This is a genomic window from Enterobacter sp. UPMP701, from assembly GCF_053709515.1.
Genome location: NZ_JBSKJN010000002.1, coordinates 407602 through 428961 on the forward strand (window position 1 = coordinate 407602; position 21360 = coordinate 428961).

Here is a 21360-nt window from a genome sequence, read left to right on the forward strand (position 1 = left end):
AATAGATGAAAATTATTGTTCCGGGTTTCTTATGCGCCAGCTAAACCGTCTTAATCAGTATCAACGCCTGTGGCAACCTTCCGCTGGCGCTCCGCAACAGGTCACCGTAAGTGAACTCGCCAGCCGCTGTTTTTGTAGCGAGCGGCATGTCCGCACCCTGCTGCGTCAGGCCCAGGACGCGGGCTGGCTCAGCTGGCGCGCGCGGTCTGGTCGCGGCAAGCGCGGTGAGCTGACGTTCCATGCCAGCCCGGAGTCGCTGCGCAATGCGATGATGGAAGAGGCGCTTAAGAGCGGGCAGCAGCATAACGCGCTGGAACTGGCCCAGCTTGCGCCTGATGCACTGAGATCGTTACTGCATCCGTTTTTGGGCGGGCAGTGGCAAAACGACACGCCGACGCTACGCATCCCCTACTACCGCTCGCTGGAGCCGCTTCAGCCGGGCTTTTTGCCTGGGCGGGCGGAGCAGCATCTGGCGGGACAAGTATTCTCTGGTTTAACGCGTTTTAACGGTAATAGCAGCGAACCTACGGGCGACCTGGCGCATCACTGGGAGGTCTCTGCTGACGGCCTGCGCTGGCACTTCTACATTCGCTCCACCCTGCACTGGCATAACGGCGATAAAATAGAAACGGCGCAGCTCGAACGAAGCCTGACGGCGCTATTGACGCTCCCCGCCCTGCGAACCCTGTTCCAGAGCGTTTCGCGTATCGAAACAACGCATCCACAATGCCTGACGTTTGTGTTGCATCAACCGGACTACTGGCTGGCACACAGGCTGGCAACCTACTGTAGCCGTCTGGCGCATCCCGATAACCCTGAGCTTGGCTGCGGCCCCTTCCGGCTGGCCGCCTTTGAGCCAGACCTGGTGCGTCTGGAAAGCCATGAGCAGTACCACCTGAGCCATCCGCTGCTTAAGGCCATCGAATACTGGATCACCCCTCAGCTTTTTGATTACAGGTTGGGCACCAGCTGTCGTCACCCGGTGCAAATCGCGATCGGCGAAGCCGACGAGCTGGAAAGTCTGCGGCTGGTAAGCAGCAGCACCAGCCTGGGGTTCTGTTACCTCACGCTGAAACAGAGCGCGCGCCTGAGCGAAATGCAGGCGAAGCGGCTTATCAATATCATTCATCTCTCCAGGCTTCTGCACACGCTTCCGCTCAATGAAGGGCTCATTACGCCCACCCAGGAACTGCTTCCCGGCTGGACAATCCCGGAATGGCCTGAGTTAACGGATGTTGCCCTGCCGGAGGCCCTGACGCTGGTTTACCATCTGCCCGTTGAGCTTCACACCATGGCGAGCCAGTTGAAGGCGTACCTGGCACGACACGGGTGTGAACTGACCGTCATCTTTCACGATGCCAAGACGTGGGACGGATGCCAGCAGCTTGCCGAAGCCGATATGATGATGGGGGACAGGCTAATTGGTGAAGCGCCAGCGTATACGCTCGAGCAGTGGCTTCGCTGCGATGCGCTCTGGCCGCATCTGTTAAGCGCACCAGCATATGCGCACCTGCAGGCCACGCTGGATGCGGTGCAGAGTCAGGCCGAGGCTCGGGACCGGCACGCGGGCCTGCAGGTCATCTTCAGCCGCTTAATGGAAAGTGCTGTACTGACGCCGCTCTTTAATTATCAGTATCAAATCAGCGCTCCGCCGGGGGTAAACGGGATACGTCTCAACACCCGCGGCTGGTTTGATTTTACCGAAGCCTGGCTGCCCGCCCCGAAATCGTGAAGAAGCTGGTCGCCGCCGTAGCCAGACGGTAACATAACGTTTTTACCGTAACAGTCGAGATGATTTATGAAACGTGCCGTCGTCGTGTTCAGCGGAGGACAAGACTCTACTACCTGCCTGGTACAGGCCCTTCATCAGTACGATGAAGTTCACTGTGTCACTTTCGATTATGGTCAGCGTCACCGCGCTGAAATCGACGTTGCCCGTGAACTGGCCCTCAAACTGGGCGCACGCGCGCACAAGGTGCTGGACGTTACGCTGTTAAACGAACTGGCCGTCAGTAGCCTGACCCGCGACAGTATTCCGGTTCCGGACTACGAACCAGACGCCAGCGGCATTCCAAATACCTTCGTACCGGGACGCAATATTCTCTTCCTGACCCTGACGGCAATCTATGCCTATCAGGTAAAAGCCGAAGCGGTCATTACCGGCGTGTGCGAGACCGACTTCTCCGGTTACCCGGACTGCCGCGATGAGTTTGTGAAAGCGCTCAACCACGCCGTCAATCTGGGCATGGCGAAAGAAACGCGCTTTGAAACCCCGCTCATGTGGCTGGATAAAGCCGAAACCTGGGCGCTGGCCGACTACTGGGGCAAGCTGGACCTGGTTCGCAGCGAAACGCTCACCTGCTATAACGGCATCAAAGGCGACGGCTGTGGGCAGTGCGCGGCCTGTAATCTGCGCGCTAACGGGCTGAATCATTATCTCGCCGATAAAGTCGGCGTGATGGCCGCAATGCAGAAAAAAACCGGGCTTAAATAGGGTTATTTAACCGTGCTGTCGAACAGTTTCACGCCGGCAGCACGGGTGACTTTCATCAGCGTTGTCAGCGTTGGGTTGCCGTTGTCTGATAAGGTTCGGTATAGCTGCTGACGAGACAGGCCTGATTTAGCAGAAATTTCTCCGATGCCACCTCGTGCTTCGATAACCTGGCGGAGTGCAATGAGATAGGCAGGGATCCCCTGGTCTTCATAGATTTCTTCCAGGGCTGTTTGCAAATAACGCTGAGCGTAGGAAGGATTTTCTCGTAGCATTTTCACAACAGCATCATGATGGCTAACAGAACTCGAATATTTTCGTTCAGTGGCGCTCATTCGATTGTCCTTTTATTTGATGATCTTTCCAGTAATCTATTGCCAGTTTGATATCCGCTTTTTGGCTCTTTTTGTCACCACCGATAAGTAACAATAAAACCTGCCGATTCTCTACTGCAAAATAGATTCTGTAGCCGGGGCCACTGTCGACTCGCATCTCCCAAACACCTTCCCTGAGGTATCTGTAATCGCCAAAATTACGTTTTATTGCGCGGTTGATCCGCATAAGGATCCGGAAAACCGTATCCGGATCCCTTCGATTCATTCTGGCTACCCACTCCTCAAACGGCACTTTTCCGTCACGGGTCCGGTAACGTTCAACAACGTAGTCCCTGTCCATTATTCTATCCCTGAAAAATCCTTTTGTCTTTTATAAAAGACAAACTTCCTAAGCGATCATCAACTCCAGCTTTTCCCGCAATTCCCCTTCAAGCGGCAGCGCTTTCTGCGTTTTTAGATCGATACAGACAAAGGTGATCAGTGCATCAGCCACCACCTGCCCTTCTGGATCGAGCGTTACCACCTGGCTTAACACGCCGCTCTTGCCGTTTAGCTGTTGTACCTGGCTGGTCACCGTGAGCACATCACCCAGCACGGCCGGACGACGGTAGTTGATATTGATATTGACGACCACAAACGCGATGTTGTGCGCAGTCAGCCACTGAAAGCTTTCGCTGTTTTCCAGCCCGTCCCAGCGCGCTTCTTCAAGAAACTCGAGATAGCGAGCGTTATTGACGTGCTGATAAACATCAAGATGGAAACCACGTACTTTGATTTTTGTCTGCATAGCGCAATAGCCTTTCGTTGTTATAGGATCAGAGGTCATAACTGGTATGACCTCTTTATCCTGGCAAACTTTTGCCGCAGTGCAAGGAATTGCGAAATTACAGTGTCAGGTGTGAGAGGTTGCGCTCAACCAGCGCGCTGCCCATGCCCGGGACCTGTTTGAGATCGTCGACCGTTTTGAATGGACCGTATTCTTCACGATAGCTGACGATAGCCTGCGCTTTTTTCAGGCCGACACCGTTCATTGCGCGGGCAAGATCCTCTGCCGAGGCCGAGTTAATGCTGACCCGCGTACCGTCATCATCCGCATTTTTACCGACATCAGTCGCTTTGGTTTGCCCTTGCACCGGCGTTGCCGCGTCAGACTTGCTCTGCGTAGCCTGTGGTTTGGCGGCGGGCGTCGCCGCCAGCGCCCCCGTGCTCATCCCGGTGGTGGCAATAGCCAGCGTAATTAACAGTGCTTTGATTCCACATTTCATGCTGTTATCTCCTTGTTTGTTGACAGCCACGCAACGATAGCCGCAGGAGAAAACAGGCACAAACAGCAGATTGCAGAAATGGAAAAGGCCGCGAAAGCGGCCTTTAGTTTTTGCAGTACGTTACGAAAATCTGCGAGCAGACACGTAATTATTGCTGCTGAGTCATGATATCGCCCAGCTTGATTTTCGCGTCTTTGCGCAGGTTGCTCATCATCGCTTCGAAGGCAATCTGGGCATTGTTCTGGGTAATCCCCTGAACCATCGCTTTCTTCTGCGCTTCTGGCATAGTGCCGGCTTTCACTTCATCCAGCGCCAGCAGAACGACGTTACCCTGCATATCGGTAGTGGTACCGAAGCTTGGTTTGTCTTTCGCAGGCAGGCTCAGACCAAACGCGGCCTGGCTGATAGGGTCCTGACCAGTACGGCTCAGCGTTTTCGCCTCACCAAAGCTCAGGCCAGCCGCTTTCAGCGCGTCCTGTTTGCCCGCTTTCAGGTCAACCAGAATCTTCTCAGCATCCAGTTTGGCCTGCTGTTCCGCTTTGTTGTGCTTAACCTGAGCGACAACCTGATCCTTCACTTCCGCCAGCGGTTTGACCGCTTCTGGCTTGTGCTCGCTGACGCGCAGAACGAACGCACGGTCACCGTCAACGGTAATGATGTCTGAGTTGCTGCCCGGCGTGCCGTTCTCGCCCACCAGACCACCGTTAAAGATGGCATCGGAAACCGGCTTGAAGTTCAGCTCTTCCGGCAGGTTGTCACGCCCAAACCAGCCGGTCTCAACCGCTTTCACACCCGCCGCCTGCTCTGCACCCGCCAGAGATTCGTTATCGTTGCTGGCAGCATCACTTACCTTCTGCTGCAGCGCATAGTAAGCATCCAGCGCTTTTTCCTGTTTCACTTTCGCCGCGATATCATCACGAACCTCAGCCAGCGGCTTGGTTTTCGCCGCGACGATGTCGTCCAGACGTACGACCAGGAAACCAACGGAAGACTTAATGACGCCAGACAGCTGACCTTTATCTTTCAGGCCCGCATTTTTCAGCTCATCAGGCGTGGTTGCGTCTTCCAGCCAGCCCATATCACCACCGTTTTTCGCAGAGATGATATCGGTGGATTTTGCTTTTGCGAGGGTTGCGAAATCCGCGCCTTTGTTCAGCTCGTCCAGTACCGCCTTAGCATCAGCTTCAGTTTTGGTCTGGATCACGCTGTAGCGGTTACGCTGCGGCTGCGTGAACTGATCCTGATGCTGATCGTAGTAAGACTGGATTTCCGCGTCAGACGCAGTTTCCTGCAGCGCGGCTGCATCCAGCTTGATGTAGCTGACGCGGAACTGTTCTGGAGAAACAAAGGCGTTTTTATTCTGCTCGTAGTAAGCATTCACGTCTGCGTCGCTCACCTGCTGTTTCGCCGCCAGGGCGTTCACATCGATGGTCGCTTCACGGACAACGCGCTGCTGCGCCACCAGCGCGGCCAGTTCGTCGGTTTCACCTTTAAGCATGAAATCGGTACCCACGACAGCGTTGATGAGCTGCTGGGTGGTCAGCTGGTTACGCAGCGCCTGCGCGTACTGATCGGCCGTCATGCCCATCTGGTTAACGATGCTGTTGTAACGCGCGTTGTCGAATTTACCGTTAGACTGGAATGCCTGAGTGGCGAAGATCGCTTTTTTCACCTGCTCATCGCTGATGCCAAGGCCCAGCTTTTTGGCATACTGATCCAGCAGCGCTTCGTCGATAAGACGGTTCAGTGTCTGTTGGCGCAGGGTCTTCATGTACCCTTCATTCGCCGCCAGTTCAGAGAATTGGTCGCCCAGCTGTTGCTGCATACGGTTACGTTCACCGGCAAAAGCATTCTCGAACTGACCACGGCTGATCTCCTGGCCATTCACTTTTGCGGCATAGTTCGCGCCACCGCCAATAAGGTAACTGCTCACGCCGGTCAATATGAACGACACGATAATGATACCGAAAATAATCTTGAGCACGAGACTGTTAGCAGCCGTGCGTAAGCTGTCCATCATGGTGTAACAACACTCCGCTGTAGGTGACTGGTTACCTGACGCTGACGGAAAATCCTGCCCGTCGCGCGTAAAGGCGTATTGTGACAAGAAAACGGGGCGATTGTCAGCCCACAACTCGCATAAACTCGCACAAATCAGGTCTGGACAAACAAAAAAGGCACATCAAATGATGCGCCCTTGTACTATCCGGCTTCCCTGAAACGGGAAAGCAATCAGTTTACTGCGTCTTTCAGCGCTTTACCTGCACGGAAACCCGGCACTTTAGCAGCAGCAATGGTGATCTCTTTACCGGTCTGAGGGTTGCGGCCAGTACGGGCAGCACGCTCTTTAACAGCAAAAGTACCGAAGCCTACCAGTGCAACGTCGTCCCCAGCCTGCAGAGATTCAGTAACAGAAGCAATTAATGCATCTAACGCACGTCCAGCTGCAGCTTTAGAAATATCAGCACCAGCAGCAATTTTGTCAATCAGTTGAGATTTATTCACTGTTCTCTTCCTCTCTTTATAATTTATATCGCGCCTGAATCCTTCACAACGCGACCGCGCAGCAGTTATATCAGGCCTGCCATGACCTTACAACACCCGTTGTTGATGGCTGACCTAATCAGCAATCTAAATTAGCTATACAAAAAAAGGCTGGCAAGTCCGAAATGACTTACCAGCCTTGTTTTTATTGACGCTCTTTGCGCGAGGTCACTATTTTGCGGTTACAACCTGCATTCCGGAGGGTTCATTCTGCAGTGCGAGACTGAGAACTTCCTCAATTCGCTTAACCGGATGGATCTGCAGATCGGCAATCACATTGTCCGGAATCTCTTCCAGATCGCGTTTGTTTTCGTAAGGGATCAATACAGTTTTGATCCCACCGCGGTGTGCCGCCAGCAGTTTTTCTTTTAATCCGCCGATTGGCAGAACCTGACCACGCAGGGTGATTTCACCGGTCATTGCCACGTCGGCCCGCACCGGGTTACCCGTCAGACAGGAGACCAGAGCGGTACACATAGCAATACCCGCGCTCGGGCCATCTTTCGGCGTCGCCCCTTCCGGAACGTGAACGTGAATGTCGCGTTTTTCGTAGAAATCCGGGTTGATACCCAGTTTTTCCGCGCGCGCGCGCACCACGGTCAGCGCCGCCTGGATGGACTCCTGCATCACTTCACCCAGCGAGCCGGTGTAGGTCAGCTTGCCTTTACCCGGTACACAGGCGGTCTCGATGGTCAGCAGATCGCCGCCCACTTCCGTCCATGCCAGACCGGTCACCTGACCAACGCGGTTTTCGTTATCCGCGCGGCCATAGTCGAAGCGCTGAACGCCCAGGTAAGCATGCAGATTGTCGCCGTTAATCACGATGTGCTTCAGGCTCTTATCCAGCAGCAGCTGTTTCACCGCTTTACGGCACAGTTTAGAGATTTCACGCTCAAGGCTACGCACGCCCGCTTCACGGGTGTAGTAGCGAATGATGCCGATAATCGCGCTGTCCTCGACGGTCAGCTCGTTGGTTTTCAGCGCGTTACGCTCAATCTGCTTCGGCAGAAGGTGCTGTTTAGCAATGTTCAGCTTCTCGTCTTCGGTATAGCCGGAGAGGCGAATCACTTCCATACGGTCCAGCAGCGGTGCCGGAATGTTCATGGAGTTGGAGGTCGCCACGAACATTACGTCGCTCAGGTCGTAGTCCACTTCCAGATAGTGATCGCTGAACGCCACGTTCTGTTCTGGATCAAGCACTTCCAGCAGCGCAGACGCCGGATCGCCACGCATGTCCGAAGACATTTTGTCGATCTCATCAAGCAGGAACAGCGGGTTTTTAACCCCCACTTTCGCCATCTTCTGGATCAGTTTACCCGGCATAGAACCGATGTAGGTACGGCGGTGACCGCGGATTTCCGCTTCATCGCGTACGCCACCCAGCGCCATACGGATATACTTACGTCCGGTCGCTTTAGCGATGGACTGACCCAGAGAGGTTTTACCTACCCCCGGCGGTCCAACCAGACACAGAATTGGGCCTTTAATTTTGTTTACTCGGCTTTGTACCGCAAGGTACTCAAGAATGCGGTCTTTCACGCGTTCCAGGCCGTAGTGGTCGGTATCGAGGATCTCCTGGGCCTGACGCAGGTCTTTCTTGACCTTGCTGCGGGCGTTCCATGGAACCTGCACCATCCACTCAATGTAGCCGCGCACAACGGTCGCTTCCGCCGACATCGGAGACATCATTTTCAGCTTCTGCAGTTCTGCTTCGGCTTTCTCTTTCGCCTCTTTCGGCATCTTCGCCGCGTCGATCTTACGCTTCAGCGCTTCGTTTTCGTCCGGCGCATCGTCCATCTCGCCCAGCTCTTTCTGAATGGCCTTCATTTGCTCATTCAGATAGTACTCACGCTGGGATTTCTCCATCTGCTTTTTCACGCGGTTGCGAATACGCTTCTCAACCTGCAGCAGATCGATTTCAGACTCCATCATCGCCATCAGGTATTCCAGACGTTCGTTGACGTCGGACATTTCCAGCACGGACTGTTTGTCAGCCAGCTTCAGCGGCATGTGCGCAGCGATGGTGTCCGCCAGACGCGCAGGATCGTCGATGCTGTTCAGCGACGTCAGCACTTCTGGTGGGATTTTCTTGTTCAGCTTGATATAGCCTTCGAACTGGCTAATCGCGGTACGCACCAGCACTTCCTGCTCGCGCTCATCAAGCTCAGGCGAATCAAGGTACTCTGCCTTCGCAGAGAAGTGTTCGCCATCGTCTGACAGGGTGGTAATACGCGCACGCTGCAGGCCTTCAACCAACACCTTCACGGTGCCGTCAGGCAGTTTCAGCATCTGCAAAATAGAGGCCACGGTCCCGACGGTGAAAAGATCGTTTACACCCGGCTCATCCGTTGAAGCTTCTTTCTGCGCCACCAACATGATTTTTTTATCATGATCCATGGCGGCTTCGAGGCAACGGATAGATTTTTCCCGCCCTACAAATAAGGGTATGACCATGTGCGGATAAACCACCACATCGCGCAACGGCAATACGGGGATTTCAATGCGTTCAGAACGCTCAGGATTCATAGAGCTCTCTCTTAGTTTAGTGTCCGCCAGGTAAACTGGTCATGTAACTGTGCTTCACACAACCATTAACATGTATCCAGTATATGGGGATGTTTCCCACACATTCAACGCTATGAATACGGAAAAAGTAAAGGGGAGATAAAATCCCCCCTTTTTGATTAACTGCTTGTATGATTTGGTGAATTATTCGCCAGATGCCTGCTGGGCTTCCGGTTTACCGTAAATCAGCAGTGGCTTGGTTTGACCGCTGATCACGGACTCGTCAATCACCACTTTCTCAACGTCTTCCATCGATGGCAGATCGTACATGGTGTCGAGGAGCGCCGCTTCAACGATAGAGCGCAGGCCACGCGCGCCGGTTTTACGAATCATCGCTTTTTTGGCAATCGCATCCAGCGCTTCGTCACGGAATTCCAGATCGACGCCTTCGAGATTGAATAGCGCCTGATACTGCTTGGTCAGCGCATTTTTCGGCTCTTTCAGGATCTGAATCAGCGCCTCTTCACTCAGTTCATTCAGCGTTGCCACAACCGGCAGACGACCAATGAATTCAGGGATCAGACCGAATTTGATCAGATCTTCTGGCTCAACCTGAGACAGCAGTTCGCCTTCGTTTGGTTTTTCGGACGTTGATTTCACCGTTGCGCCAAAACCAATGCCGGAGCCGGTTTCAACACGGTGGGAGATAACTTTATCCAGACCAGCAAACGCACCGCCACAGATGAACAGGATCTTGGAGGTATCAACCTGCAGGAACTCCTGCTGCGGATGTTTACGCCCACCCTGCGGCGGAACAGCAGCCACCGTGCCTTCGATCAGCTTCAGCAGTGCCTGCTGTACGCCTTCACCGGATACGTCACGGGTAATGGACGGGTTGTCTGATTTACGGGAGATCTTGTCGATCTCATCAATATAAACAATCCCGCGCTGTGCTTTCTGAACGTCGTAATCGCACTTCTGCAGCAGTTTCTGAATGATATTCTCAACGTCTTCACCCACATAACCGGCTTCGGTCAGGGTGGTAGCATCCGCCATGGTAAACGGTACATCCAGCAGGCGCGCCAGGGTTTCAGCCAGCAGCGTTTTACCGGAGCCAGTCGGCCCGATCAGCAGGATGTTACTTTTGCCCAGTTCTACACCATTGCTGGTGTCGCCATTACGCAGACGTTTGTAGTGGTTATACACCGCCACCGCCAGCACTTTCTTCGCCTGCTCCTGACCGATGACATAGTCGTCAAGATGATGACGAATCTCATGCGGTGTTGGCAGCGCGCTGCGCTCACGGTGCGGCGCAACTTCTTTAATCTCTTCGCGAATGATGTCGTTACATAAATCGACACATTCGTCGCAGATATACACGGACGGCCCGGCAATCAGTTTACGCACTTCATGCTGGCTTTTGCCGCAAAAAGAGCAGTACAGCAGTTTGCCCGAACCATCTTTGCGTTTATCTGTCATGAGTCCAAACCTCTTTTTAAGTTCTTTGTGCCGCACATGACGACGCAAATGCCATTTTCAGACGCGAGCTGCGCTCAGGCAGTGTGCCGCCCTACCTTAGTATAGCGGCACGCTCGCGTCGCGGGCATCAATTACGATGGGTCAATACGGAGTCGACTAAGCCGTACTCAACTGCCTCTGGAGCAGAGAGGAAGCGATCGCGCTCGGTATCGCGCTCGATCTGCTCAAGAGATTGACCTGTATGCTGCGCCATAAGTTCATTCATGCGCGCTTTTACTTTCAGAATTTCGCGGGCGTGGATTTCAATATCCGTCGCCTGCCCCTGGTAACCACCCAGCGGCTGGTGAATCATCACGCGGGAGTTAGGCAGGCAGAAACGCTTACCTTTCGCCCCTGCGGTTAACAGGAACGCGCCCATGGATGCAGCCTGCCCCATGCAGATAGTGCTGACATCTGGCTTGATGAATTGCATGGTGTCATAAATGGACATGCCCGCCGTAATCACACCGCCTGGCGAGTTGATATACAGGTAAATGTCTTTTTCCGGGTTTTCCGCTTCCAGGAACAGCATCTGCGCTACGATCAGGTTAGCCATATGGTCTTCTACCTGGCCGGTCAAAAAGATAACGCGTTCCTTGAGCAGACGGGAATAGATATCGAAAGAACGCTCACCGCGTGAGGTCTGTTCAATAACCATCGGCACCAGCGCCATATGGGGTGCAAAGTTATCTCGTTCGCCACTGTATGACATTTCCGTCTCCTGGTTCAAAATTGAAAACACCTGCTGTACTGATTGTAACCTTATGGACGGATTATCAGCCAGTCTCAATCATCGTGATTACATACTTATGGGGTTCGCCACGCCCTATTTCAAGCATAACAACCTTTTGTTGTAACGCTAACACTGAAAGGGCGTTTTAGCACCCTTCCAGAACTAAAGCAGCGATAAAAAAAACCCGTCGCCGGAAGGCAACGGGTTTTTTGTTCAAACTTTAAACCGTTAGGGCGAAATTACGCCTGCTGGTTCATCAGTTCGTTGAAAGAGGTCGCTTTTTCGGTCACTTTCGCTTTCGCCAGTACCGCTTCAACAGCCTGCTCTTCCAGTGCGACGTTGCGCATGTTGTCCATCAGCTCTTTGTTCTTACCATAGAACTCGATCACTTCTGATGGATCTTCGTATGCAGAAGCCATCTCTTCGATCAGGCCCTTCACACGCTCTTCGTCAGCTTTCAGCTCGTGGGTACGAATCACTTCGCCCAGCAGCAGGCCAACAACAACGCGACGTTTCGCTTGCTCTTCAAACAGCTCGCGTGGCAGTTCCATCGCTTGCTGCTGGTTGCCACCGAAGCGCTGTGCAGCCTGACGGCGCAGCACGTCGATTTCGCTGTCGATCAGGGCAGCAGGAACGTCGATTTCGTTCGCTTTTACCAGACCTTCAATCGCCTGAGATTTCACACGGTTACGCACAGCACCGTTCAGCTCACGCTCCATGTTTTTACGCACTTCGGTACGCAGGCCTGCAACAGAACCATCTTCTACGCCGAAACGCTTGATGAATTCTTCAGTCAGTTCTGGCAGTTCGCGCTCTTCCACTTTCTTCAGGTTGATGACGAACTTCGCTGCTTTACCTTTCAGGTTTTCAGCGTGGTACTCTTCAGGGAAGGTCACGTCGATGGTGAACTCTTCGCCCGCTTTGTGGCCTTTGATACCGTCTTCGAAGCCTGGGATCATACGACCCTGGCCCATTGCCAGTACGAAGTCAGACGCTTTGCCGCCTTCGAACTCTTCGCCGTCTACAGAACCGGTGAAGTCGATGGTTACGCGGTCTTCCGCGTCAACAGCGCCTTCTTTCTCTTTCCAGTTCGCCTGCTGCTTACGCAGGGTGTCCAGCATGCCGTCAACGTCTTCGTCAGTGACGGAAACGATCGGTTTTTCAACTTCGATAGATTCCAGACCTTTCAGCTCAACTTCCGGGTACACTTCGAACTCTACGGAGTAGGTGAAGTCTTCGCCCAGTTTGTATTCGCCTGGAACGTAGTTTGGCGCACCGGCCGGATTGATTTTTTCTTTGATGATCGCGTCGATAAAGTTGCGGCTCATCAGTTCACCCAGCACATCCTGACGCACGGAAGCGCCATAACGCTGAGCAACAACATTCATTGGTACTTTGCCCTTACGGAAGCCGTCAATACGTACTTTTTTTGCTACGTTGACCAGCTCGCTTTTCACAGCAGTTTCGATGCTGTCAGCAGCGATAGTAATCGTTACACGGCGGCCAAGGCCTTGAGTGGTTTCAACTGAAACTTGCATCTTGTTACCTCAAAAAAATCACAGTGCTCGGTCAACTCTGAATCTGTCTGTTATACCGGGATGCTCTCTTAGTGCAGATTCACATTCCCTGTCGCCAGAATCATCCCGAAGACATTCAATAAGACGCGGCATTATAGCGGCATCACTTAGGTGAGTCGAGAACGGTTGGAGCATGTTGCTGCGGCTTTTTTCACACTTTAAGGCTATTTTTAGCCTTAAAATCGCACCATCCGCTCAAAACTCAGACAAAACAAAACGGCCCGGAGGCCGTTTTGAGGAAATCTGTAAGCAACATACTGGAAAAGCTCCAGCCGTTGCAAATCCGATTTATCAGGCGATGGTGCCTGCACCGCGACAAGGCGGCGACGCGAAAACCGTATCCTGCAAGCCTTCCCATTCCTTAATGGTGTAGGTATGCAGTGCCAGCGCATGCACGGTTGTGGAGAGTTCTTCCGTCAAGGTGCTGTAGATCAGGCGGTGTCGATTCAGGAAACGTTCTCCCGTGAAGCGATCGCTAACCAGAACCACTTTAAAGTGGCTTTCAGAACCTGCCGGCACGTTATGACGATAGCTTTCGTCGACGACTTCGAGGAACACAGGGTTGAACGCTGCCCTTAATTTTTCTTCTATCTGTTCACGTATCATCATGAAATTACTCCTCCGACAACGCTGAGATGTCACCCATCCCTTTAAATATTAGCCGCTTTTACCGTTTCCATTACACCTTGACAACAAATATTTAGCTTTCGTCTGATTTTCTCATTCAAACGAATGAAGTTCCCTGTGAGACTCATACCTTTCGTCACACGCGAGAGGAGAAAAAGGATGAGCTGGTCAGTTTTCAGACAAGACGATGAATTTACATGCGTTGACCACTTCCCCTGGCCGTAGTCGATGTTATGATGACGGCAATTTTTCTCTCTTTAATGCTTACGATTCGTTGAGAACCTGAAAATGTTAAAAAAACTCTTCTTTCCGTTGGTAGCCCTTTTTATGCTGGCAGGCTGCGCTACCCCGCCTACCACCATTGATGTTTCACCAAAAATCACGCTGCCTCAGCAGGACCCAAGCCTGATGGGCGTTACCGTGAGCATTAACGGTGCCGATCAGCGTCAGGACCAGGCGCTGGCAAAAGTGACCCGCGATAACCAGCAGGTAACGCTGACCGCGTCCCGCGACCTGCGCTTCCTGCTGCAGGAAGTGCTTGAGAAGCAAATGACCGCACGCGGCTATATGATTGGCCCAAGCGGCGCGGTTGATCTGCAGATCATCGTTAACAACCTGTACGCTGACGTGTCTCAGGGCAACGTGCGCTACAACATCGCGACCAAAGCGGATATCGCCATCATTGCTACCGCGAAAAACGGCAACAAAATGACCAAAAACTACCGCGCCAGCTACTCTGTTGAAGGTGCGTTCCAGGCATCTAACCAGAACATCGCTAACGCTGTAAACAGCGTGCTGACGGACACCATCGCCGATATGGCGCAGGACACCAGCATCCACGACTTCATCAAGCAGAACGCGCGTTAATCCCGCTCGCTGACCCGGTTTCAGGCCGGGTCAGTTTTATAAGAACATGTCCAGCCATTACTTACGCATTTTCCAGCAACCGAAATCAGCCATTCTGCTGATCCTCGGCTTTGCCTCCGGTTTACCCCTTGCGCTCACTTCCGGCACGCTTCAGGCGTGGATGACGGTCGAGAACATCGATCTTAAAACCATTGGTTTCTTCTCGCTTGTCGGGCAGGCGTATGTCTTTAAGTTCCTGTGGTCGCCGGTCATGGACCGTTACACCCCGCCGTTTCTGGGACGTCGTCGCGGCTGGTTAGTGATGACGCAGGTCCTGCTGCTGCTGGCGATTGCAGCGATGGGCTTTCTTGAACCGACCACGCAGCTTCGCTGGATGGCCGCGCTTGCGGTGGTGATTGCCTTCTGTTCTGCGTCACAGGATATCGTGTTCGATGCCTGGAAAACGGACGTATTGCCTGCGGAAGAGCGCGGTGCCGGTGCGGCCATCAGCGTGTTGGGCTATCGCCTCGGGATGCTGGTCTCCGGCGGGCTGGCGCTGTGGCTGGCCGATCGCTACCTCGGCTGGCAGGGCATGTACTGGCTGATGGCCGCCCTGCTGATCCCCTGCATCATTGCCACCCTGTTTGCTCCCGAACCGAGCGATGTTATCCCCGTTCCCCGCTCGCTGGAGCAGGCCGTCGCCGAACCGCTGCGCGACTTCTTTGGCCGCAACAACGCCTGGCTGATCCTGTTGCTTATCGTCCTTTATAAGCTGGGCGATGCCTTTGCGATGAGCCTGACCACCACCTTCCTGATCCGGGGCGTCGGTTTTGATGCCGGTGAAGTGGGCGTGGTGAATAAAACGCTGGGGCTGTTTGCAACCATCGTCGGCGCGCTCTACGGCGGCGTATTGATGCAGCGCCTGACGCTGTTCCGCGCGCTGCTGATCTTCGGCATCCTGCAGGGCGCATCTAACGCGGGCTACTGGCTGCTGTCGGTGACTGACAAGCATATGTTCAGCATGGCCGCCGCGGTGTTCTTTGAAAATCTCTGTGGCGGTATGGGGACAGCGGCATTTGTCGCCCTGCTGATGACCCTGTGCAACAAGTCGTTTTCCGCCACGCAGTTCGCTCTGCTCTCGGCGCTCTCCGCCGTTGGCCGGGTCTACGTTGGGCCAATAGCCGGCTGGTTTGTAGAAGCCCACGGTTGGCCAACGTTTTATCTCTTCTCGGTCGTGGCGGCCGTGCCGGGGATTTTATTGTTGCTGGTCTGCCGTCAGACGCTGGAATATACCCAGCGGACAGAACACTTTATGCCGCGTACCGAATATCATCGCGCCTACCGTTTTGCCTTACGTCTGTTAATGGTGGGCTGCGTTGCGCTGGCACTCTGGCTTGTGGTGCTCATTATTAATGCCAGCACGTCACTGGCGCTCCCTCTCGAAGCCCTTCTGCTGGACGCAGGCGCCCTGCTGGCCGTCGCGGGGATCCTGACCGGCGGTCTGCTCGATTTTATGGCGTTGCGTAAAACGCAGATGACCTGAAGAAAAAGCGAAAGGTTATTTCCCGTTGTAATCACCAACCGAAATTATAACGGTGAAATAGCCACCAACCGCTAAAAAAAATATTTGTTGTTTTGTGCGGGATAGGTTTTGGAAATTATTGGAGCCAATTCCAAAACGCTATTTTTCATTAAACGATTCAGCAGTGGAAAGTTTGATTTTTCGTTTTTTAGATGTCTTTTTATTGATAATTAATTGTTAATTTTTTGTTTATTTTTAACAATGGTTATACCAATTGCCCCTTTTAGGGTATGCTTGGGGGTCCTTTCGTTATAAAGCCCATGCCATGCGGCTTCGGTCATAAAAACCGACATAATTTGCAACACTTGTGACACGTGCGGCAGAACCCGGTAACACCTTCCTGACACAGGCCTAATGATGTTTACAGTAATGTAACCTTCCCGTAAAATGCCCGCACACTTTAAACGCCACCAGACTCCCGTGGAATTGAGGTCGTTAAATGAGACTCAGGAAATACAATAAAAGTTTGGGATGGTTGTCATTATTCGCAGGCACTGTATTACTCAGTGGCTGTGATTCTGCACTACTAGACCCCAAAGGACAGATTGGACTGGAACAACGTTCACTGATATTGACGGCTTTTGGCCTGATGTTGATTGTGGTTATTCCTGCCATTTTGATGGCTGTTGGTTTCGCCTGGAAGTATCGTGCGAGCAATAAAGATGCGAAGTATAGCCCTAACTGGTCACACTCCAATAAAGTGGAAGCTGTGGTCTGGACGGTACCTATTCTGATCATCCTGTTCCTTGCCGTTCTGACCTGGAAAACCACTCACGCACTTGAGCCAAGCAAGCCGCTGGTTCACGATGAAAAACCCATTACCATTGAAGTGGTCTCCATGGACTGGAAATGGTTCTTCATCTATCCAGAGCAGGGCATTGCTACCGTGAATGAAATCGCCTTCCCGGCGAACACTCCGGTTCAGTTCAAAGTGACCTCCAACTCCGTAATGAACTCCTTCTTCATCCCACGTCTGGGTAGCCAGATTTACGCGATGGCCGGTATGCAGACCAACCTGCATCTGATCGCGAATGAAGCAGGCACCTACGATGGTATCTCCGCCAGCTATAGCGGCCCGGGCTTCTCAGGTATGAAGTTCAAAGCTATCGCGACGCCGGACCGTGCCGCTTTCGACCAGTGGGTTGAAAAAGCGAAGCAGTCTCCAAACACCATGTCTGACATGGCGGCGTTCGAAAAAGTGGCTGCACCTAGCGAATACAACAAGGTGGAGTACTTCTCTAACGTGAAACCAGATTTGTTCAAAGACGTTATTGGCAAATTTATGGACCACGGTATGAGCATGGACATGACCCAGCCTGAAGGCGAGCACAGCGCGCACGAAGGTATGGAAGGCATGGACATGAGCCACGCGGAAACCGCTCACTAAGGGGCCGAGGAAGAAAATGTTCGGAAAATTGACACTGGATGCAGTGCCCTACCATGAACCGATTATTATGGTTACGGTGGCTGCAATTATCATTGGTGGCGCGGCCTTAGTTGGCCTGATCACTTACTTCGGTAAGTGGAGCTACCTGTGGAATGAGTGGCTGACTTCGGTTGACCACAAAAAACTCGGTATCATGTACTGCATCGTCGGTATCGTCATGTTAATTCGTGGCTTTGCGGATGCGATCATGATGCGTAGCCAGCAGGCACTTGCGTCTGCGGGCGAAGCCGGCTTCCTGCCACCGCACCACTACGATCAGATCTTTACCGCCCACGGCGTTATCATGATCTTCTTCGTGGCGATGCCGCTGGTAATCGGTCTGATGAACGTTGTCGTTCCGCTGCAAATTGGCGCGCGTGACGTTGCGTTCCCGTTCCTGAACAACCTGAGCTTCTGGTTCACGGTTGTCGGCGTTATCCTGGTTAACCTGTCACTGGGTGTGGGCGAATTCGCACAGACCGGCTGGCTGGCTTACCCGCCGCTGTCAGGAATTGAGTACAGTCCGGGTGTAGGCGTTGACTACTGGATTTGGGCGCTTCAGCTCTCCGGTGTCGGTACAACCCTGACCGGTATCAACTTCTTCGTGACCATCCTGAAGATGCGTGCACCTGGTATGACGATGTTCAAGATGCCGGTATTTACCTGGGCATCTCTGTGCGCCAACGTACTGATTATCGCGTCGTTCCCAATTCTGACCGTCACCATCGCGCTGCTGACCCTGGACCGCTACCTGGGCACCCATTTCTTCACGAATGATATGGGTGGCAACATGATGATGTACATCAACCTGATTTGGGCCTGGGGTCACCCGGAAGTGTACATTCTGGTTCTGCCTGTCTTCGGTGTGTTCTCCGAAATCGCGGCAACCTTCTCGCGTAAACGTCTGTTTGGTTACACCTCTCTGGTGTGGGCAACTGTGTGTATTACCGTTCTGTCGTTCATCGTTTGGCTGCACCACTTCTTCACCATGGGTGCGGGCGCGAACGTAAACGCCTTCTTCGGTATCACCACCATGATTATCGCCATCCCTACCGGGGTGAAGATCTTCAACTGGCTGTTCACCATGTACCAGGGCCGTATCGTGTTCCACTCAGCAATGCTGTGGACCATCGGCTTCATCGTGACCTTCTCCGTAGGTGGGATGACCGGCGTACTGCTGGCGGTACCAGGTGCTGACTTCGTTCTGCACAACAGTCTGTTCCTGATTGCGCACTTCCATAACGTTATCATCGGTGGTGTGGTCTTCGGCTGCTTCGCTGGCGTAACCTACTGGTGGCCAAAAGCGTTCGGCTTCACGCTGAACGAAAAATGGGGTAAACGCGCGTTCTGGTTCTGGATCATTGGCTTCTTCGTGGCGTTTATGCCGCTGTACGTGCTGGGCTTCATGGGTATGACCCGTCGTCTGAGCCAGCAGATCGATCCGCAGTTCCACCCAATGCTGATGGTTGCAGCGGGCGGTGCAGCGCTGATTGCCTGCGGTATTCTGTGCCAGCTGATTCAGTACTACGTGTCTATCCGTGACCGTAACCTGAACCGCGACCTGACCGGTGACCCATGGGGTGGCCGTACGCTGGAGTGGGCGACCTCTTCTCCACCGCCGTTCTATAACTTTGCCGTAGTGCCGCACATTCACGAGCGTGATGCATTCTGGGAAATGAAAGAAAAAGGTGAAGCGTACAAGCAACCTGAGCATTACGAAGAGATCCATATGCCGAAAAACAGCGCGGCGGGCATGGTGATTGCCGCTTTCGCAACGGTATTTGGTTTCGCAATGATCTGGCACATCTGGTGGATGGCGATTGTTGGCTTCGCTGGCATCGTAATCAGCTGGATTGTGAAGAGCTTTGACGAGGACGTGGACTACTACGTACCAGTCCGTGAAGTTGAAAAGTTGGAAAATCAGCATTTCGACGAGATTTCTAAAGCGGGGCTGAAAAATGGCAACTGATACTCTGGCGCACTCAACTGCCCACGCGCATGAGCATGCGCACCACGATACGGGACCGACCAAAGTCTTCGGTTTCTGGATCTACCTGATGAGCGACTGCATTCTGTTCTGCTGTCTGTTCGCGACCTATGCCGTTCTGGTGAACGGCACAGCGGGCGGCCCGACCGGCAAGGACATCTTTGAACTGCCGTTCGTTCTGGTTGAAACCGCACTGCTGTTATTCAGCTCCATCACCTACGGCATGGCGGCTATCGCCATGTACAAAAACAACAAAAGCCAGGTTGTCTCCTGGCTGGCGTTGACCTGGTTGTTTGGTGCTGGCTTTATCGGGATGGAAATCTATGAATTCCATCACCTGATCATGGAAGGCTTCGGCCCGGATCGCAGTGGCTTCCTGTCCGCGTTCTTCGCGCTGGTGGGTACCCACGGTCTGCACGTGACTTCAGGTCTGATCTGGATGGCAGTTCTGATGTTCCAGATCTCCCGTCGCGGCCTGACCAGCACTAACCGTACCCGTATCCTGTGCCTGAGCCTGTTCTGGCACTTCCTGGACGTGGTGTGGATCTGCGTGTTCTCTGTTGTCTATCTGATGGGGGCGATGTAATGAGTCATTCTAACGATCATGGCGCTTCCCACGGCAGCGTAAAAACCTACATGACAGGTTTCATCCTGTCGATCATCCTGACGGTGATCCCGTTCTGGATGGTGATGAGCGGTTCTGCATCTAAGCCGGTTATCCTGGGCGCAATCCTGGTGACCGCGGTGATTCAGATTCTGGTGCATCTGGTTTGCTTCCTGCACATGAACACCAAGTCCGATGAAGGCTGGAACATGACGGCCTTTATCTTTACCGTGATTATCATCGCTATCCTGGTAGTCGGTTCCATCTGGATTATGTGGAACCTCAACTACAACATGATGGTTCACTAAGAGCGGCGAGTATGTTTAAGCAATACCTGCAAGTAACGAAACCAGGCATCATCTTTGGCAACCTGATCTCCGTGATCGGAGGGTTCCTGCTGGCCTCTAAGGGCAGCATTGATTACGCCCTCTTTATCTCCACGCTGGTCGGTGTGTCACTGGTTGTTGCGTCCGGTTGTGTATTTAACAACTACATCGACATGGATATCGACAAGAAGATGGAAAGGACCAAAAATCGGGTGCTGGTGAAAGGCCTGATCGCCCCTTCCGTCTCGCTGGTGTACGCCACCTTGCTGGGTATTGCTGGCTTTATGCTGCTGTGGTTTGGTGCTAACCCGCTGGCCTGCTGGCTGGGGGTGATGGGGTTCGTTGTGTATGTGGGCGTCTACAGCCTGTATATGAAACGTCACTCCGTCTACGGCACGCTGATTGGTTCTCTCTCCGGCGCTGCGCCGCCGGTGATTGGCTACTGCGCGGTCACGAACGAGTTCGACAGCGGTGCGCTGATCCTGCTGGCTATCTTTAGCCTGTGGCAGATGCCGCACTCCTATGCCATCGCGATTTTCCGCTTTAAGGATTATCAGGCAGCGAACATCCCGGTTCTGCCGGTCGTTAAAGGCATTTCGGTTGCCAAGAACCACATCACGCTGTACATCATCGCCTTTGCCGTGGCAACGCTGATGCTCTCTCTGGGTGGTTACGCTGGATACAAATATCTGGCAGTAGCGGCTGCGGTGAGCGTCTGGTGGCTCGGTATGGCGCTGCGCGGTTACAAAGTGGAAGATGACAAAGTCTGGGCGCGCAAACTGTTTGTGTTCTCGATTGTGGCCATCACCTCGCTGTCCGTGATGATGTCCGTAGATTTCATGGTGCCAGATTCACACAACCTGCTGACTTACGTCTGGTAAGCCAAATCAGGTCTAAAAAGGGTGCTTCGGCACCCTTTTTTATTCACTAAATCTATTAATAACGCATGTAATATTTGTTAAATAAGCCTTTATTTACCCCGCCCCTTCCCCGC

At 53.1% G+C, this 21360-nt stretch carries 20 protein-coding genes; 9 read left to right on the forward strand and 11 right to left on the reverse strand.

Annotated features, from left to right (window positions below):
- The first annotated feature begins 31 nt into the window (after positions 1-31).
- Together ACWKXT_RS07460 and queC are read left to right on the forward strand one after the other, a co-directional pair.
- Complete coding sequence (locus tag ACWKXT_RS07460; protein WP_454528030.1) at positions 32-1732, forward strand: SgrR family transcriptional regulator; 1701 nt, start codon at positions 32-34, stop codon at positions 1730-1732.
- A gap of 66 nt (positions 1733-1798) precedes the next feature.
- Positions 1799-2494 carry a 7-cyano-7-deazaguanine synthase QueC gene (gene queC / locus ACWKXT_RS07465; RefSeq protein WP_032646166.1) on the forward strand — a complete coding sequence of 232 codons (696 nt, stop codon included), beginning with the start codon at positions 1799-1801 and terminating at the stop codon, positions 2492-2494.
- A 2-nt stretch (positions 2495-2496) separates the two neighbouring features.
- Here the strand turns inward: queC and ACWKXT_RS07470 are convergent, their stop codons facing one another.
- From ACWKXT_RS07470 to bolA, 11 genes are all read right to left on the reverse strand, one after another.
- Positions 2497-2826, reverse strand: coding sequence for an addiction module antidote protein (locus ACWKXT_RS07470; protein WP_028012165.1), 330 nt, complete (start codon positions 2824-2826; stop codon positions 2497-2499).
- Entirely contained in the window at positions 2813-3166 is a 354-nt protein-coding gene (locus ACWKXT_RS07475; RefSeq protein WP_069720235.1) for a type II toxin-antitoxin system RelE/ParE family toxin, read from the reverse strand. The genes ACWKXT_RS07470 and ACWKXT_RS07475 overlap by 14 nt, the downstream gene beginning before the upstream one ends.
- A 48-nt stretch (positions 3167-3214) precedes the next feature.
- Positions 3215-3613 carry a YbgC/FadM family acyl-CoA thioesterase gene (locus ACWKXT_RS07480; RefSeq protein WP_025756175.1) on the reverse strand — a complete coding sequence of 133 codons (399 nt, stop codon included), beginning with the start codon at positions 3611-3613 and terminating at the stop codon, positions 3215-3217.
- A gap of 97 nt (positions 3614-3710) precedes the next feature.
- Positions 3711-4091: a helix-hairpin-helix domain-containing protein gene (locus tag ACWKXT_RS07485; protein WP_454528031.1), complete on the reverse strand. Its 381-nt coding sequence runs from the start codon at positions 4089-4091 to the stop codon at positions 3711-3713.
- A gap of 148 nt (positions 4092-4239) precedes the next feature.
- Positions 4240-6111: a peptidylprolyl isomerase gene (gene ppiD / locus ACWKXT_RS07490; protein WP_454532083.1), complete on the reverse strand. Its 1872-nt coding sequence runs from the start codon at positions 6109-6111 to the stop codon at positions 4240-4242.
- 212 nt (positions 6112-6323) lie between these two features.
- On the reverse strand, positions 6324-6596 hold the full coding sequence (hupB, locus tag ACWKXT_RS07495; protein WP_002444653.1) for a nucleoid-associated protein HU-beta: 273 nt from the start codon (positions 6594-6596) through the stop codon (positions 6324-6326).
- A 210-nt stretch (positions 6597-6806) separates the two neighbouring features.
- Positions 6807-9161, reverse strand: coding sequence for an endopeptidase La (gene lon / locus ACWKXT_RS07500; protein ID WP_454528033.1), 2355 nt, complete (start codon positions 9159-9161; stop codon positions 6807-6809).
- 183 nt (positions 9162-9344) lie between these two features.
- Positions 9345-10619 (reverse strand): ATP-dependent protease ATP-binding subunit ClpX, encoded by a 1275-nt coding sequence (gene clpX / locus ACWKXT_RS07505; protein ID WP_028017641.1) that lies wholly within the window; start codon positions 10617-10619, stop codon positions 9345-9347.
- 127 nt (positions 10620-10746) lie between these two features.
- The gene (clpP, locus tag ACWKXT_RS07510; protein ID WP_014069126.1) at positions 10747-11370 is read right to left on the reverse strand and encodes an ATP-dependent Clp endopeptidase proteolytic subunit ClpP; all 624 of its coding nucleotides are present in this window, start codon (positions 11368-11370) and stop codon (positions 10747-10749) included.
- A gap of 260 nt (positions 11371-11630) precedes the next feature.
- Positions 11631-12929 (reverse strand): trigger factor, encoded by a 1299-nt coding sequence (tig, locus tag ACWKXT_RS07515; RefSeq protein WP_008503318.1) that lies wholly within the window; start codon positions 12927-12929, stop codon positions 11631-11633.
- A gap of 330 nt (positions 12930-13259) precedes the next feature.
- Entirely contained in the window at positions 13260-13577 is a 318-nt protein-coding gene (bolA, locus tag ACWKXT_RS07520; protein WP_003859051.1) for a transcriptional regulator BolA, read from the reverse strand.
- Between the two features lie 306 nt (positions 13578-13883).
- On the opposite strand from bolA, the gene ACWKXT_RS07525 reads away from it, so the two are divergent.
- From ACWKXT_RS07525 to cyoE, 7 genes are all read left to right on the forward strand, one after another.
- Positions 13884-14462: a lipoprotein gene (locus ACWKXT_RS07525; RefSeq protein ID WP_023310568.1), complete on the forward strand. Its 579-nt coding sequence runs from the start codon at positions 13884-13886 to the stop codon at positions 14460-14462.
- A gap of 46 nt (positions 14463-14508) precedes the next feature.
- Positions 14509-15984: a muropeptide MFS transporter AmpG gene (gene ampG, locus ACWKXT_RS07530; protein ID WP_454532084.1), complete on the forward strand. Its 1476-nt coding sequence runs from the start codon at positions 14509-14511 to the stop codon at positions 15982-15984.
- A 478-nt stretch (positions 15985-16462) separates the two neighbouring features.
- Complete coding sequence (gene cyoA / locus ACWKXT_RS07535) at positions 16463-17410, forward strand: cytochrome o ubiquinol oxidase subunit II (RefSeq protein WP_080328065.1); 948 nt, start codon at positions 16463-16465, stop codon at positions 17408-17410.
- A gap of 16 nt (positions 17411-17426) precedes the next feature.
- The gene (gene cyoB / locus ACWKXT_RS07540) at positions 17427-19418 is read left to right on the forward strand and encodes a cytochrome o ubiquinol oxidase subunit I (RefSeq protein WP_017383189.1); all 1992 of its coding nucleotides are present in this window, start codon (positions 17427-17429) and stop codon (positions 19416-19418) included.
- Positions 19408-20022 carry a cytochrome o ubiquinol oxidase subunit III gene (locus tag ACWKXT_RS07545; RefSeq protein ID WP_008503324.1) on the forward strand — a complete coding sequence of 205 codons (615 nt, stop codon included), beginning with the start codon at positions 19408-19410 and terminating at the stop codon, positions 20020-20022. Before cyoB ends, ACWKXT_RS07545 begins: the two co-directional genes overlap by 11 nt.
- A complete protein-coding gene (locus tag ACWKXT_RS07550) occupies positions 20022-20348 on the forward strand; it encodes a cytochrome o ubiquinol oxidase subunit IV (RefSeq protein WP_006176899.1) in 327 nt (108 codons plus the stop codon). The genes ACWKXT_RS07545 and ACWKXT_RS07550 overlap by 1 nt, the downstream gene beginning before the upstream one ends.
- 11 nt (positions 20349-20359) lie before the next feature.
- The gene (gene cyoE, locus ACWKXT_RS07555) at positions 20360-21247 is read left to right on the forward strand and encodes a heme o synthase (protein ID WP_061099044.1); all 888 of its coding nucleotides are present in this window, start codon (positions 20360-20362) and stop codon (positions 21245-21247) included.
- The last annotated feature ends 113 nt before the right edge of the window (positions 21248-21360 follow it).

Excerpts from the sequence above, each read along its gene's own strand:
- ACWKXT_RS07460 (WP_454528030.1), top strand. The coding sequence starts at position 32 with ATGCGCCAGCTAAACCGTCTTAATCAGTATCAACGCCTGTGGCAACCT.
- queC (WP_032646166.1), top strand. The coding sequence starts at position 1,799 with ATGAAACGTGCCGTCGTCGTGTTCAGCGGAGGACAAGACTCTACTACC.
- ACWKXT_RS07470 (WP_028012165.1), bottom strand. The coding sequence starts at position 2,826 with ATGAGCGCCACTGAACGAAAATATTCGAGTTCTGTTAGCCATCATGAT.
- ACWKXT_RS07475 (WP_069720235.1), bottom strand. The coding sequence starts at position 3,166 with ATGGACAGGGACTACGTTGTTGAACGTTACCGGACCCGTGACGGAAAA.
- ACWKXT_RS07480 (WP_025756175.1), bottom strand. The coding sequence starts at position 3,613 with ATGCAGACAAAAATCAAAGTACGTGGTTTCCATCTTGATGTTTATCAG.
- ACWKXT_RS07485 (WP_454528031.1), bottom strand. The coding sequence starts at position 4,091 with ATGAAATGTGGAATCAAAGCACTGTTAATTACGCTGGCTATTGCCACC.
- ppiD (WP_454532083.1), bottom strand. The coding sequence starts at position 6,111 with ATGATGGACAGCTTACGCACGGCTGCTAACAGTCTCGTGCTCAAGATT.
- lon (WP_454528033.1), bottom strand. The coding sequence starts at position 9,161 with ATGAATCCTGAGCGTTCTGAACGCATTGAAATCCCCGTATTGCCGTTG.
- clpX (WP_028017641.1), bottom strand. The coding sequence starts at position 10,619 with ATGACAGATAAACGCAAAGATGGTTCGGGCAAACTGCTGTACTGCTCT.
- clpP (WP_014069126.1), bottom strand. The coding sequence starts at position 11,370 with ATGTCATACAGTGGCGAACGAGATAACTTTGCACCCCATATGGCGCTG.
- tig (WP_008503318.1), bottom strand. The coding sequence starts at position 12,929 with ATGCAAGTTTCAGTTGAAACCACTCAAGGCCTTGGCCGCCGTGTAACG.
- bolA (WP_003859051.1), bottom strand. The coding sequence starts at position 13,577 with ATGATGATACGTGAACAGATAGAAGAAAAATTAAGGGCAGCGTTCAAC.
- ACWKXT_RS07525 (WP_023310568.1), top strand. The coding sequence starts at position 13,884 with ATGTTAAAAAAACTCTTCTTTCCGTTGGTAGCCCTTTTTATGCTGGCA.
- ampG (WP_454532084.1), top strand. The coding sequence starts at position 14,509 with ATGTCCAGCCATTACTTACGCATTTTCCAGCAACCGAAATCAGCCATT.
- cyoA (WP_080328065.1), top strand. The coding sequence starts at position 16,463 with ATGAGACTCAGGAAATACAATAAAAGTTTGGGATGGTTGTCATTATTC.
- cyoB (WP_017383189.1), top strand. The coding sequence starts at position 17,427 with ATGTTCGGAAAATTGACACTGGATGCAGTGCCCTACCATGAACCGATT.
- ACWKXT_RS07545 (WP_008503324.1), top strand. The coding sequence starts at position 19,408 with ATGGCAACTGATACTCTGGCGCACTCAACTGCCCACGCGCATGAGCAT.
- ACWKXT_RS07550 (WP_006176899.1), top strand. The coding sequence starts at position 20,022 with ATGAGTCATTCTAACGATCATGGCGCTTCCCACGGCAGCGTAAAAACC.
- cyoE (WP_061099044.1), top strand. The coding sequence starts at position 20,360 with ATGTTTAAGCAATACCTGCAAGTAACGAAACCAGGCATCATCTTTGGC.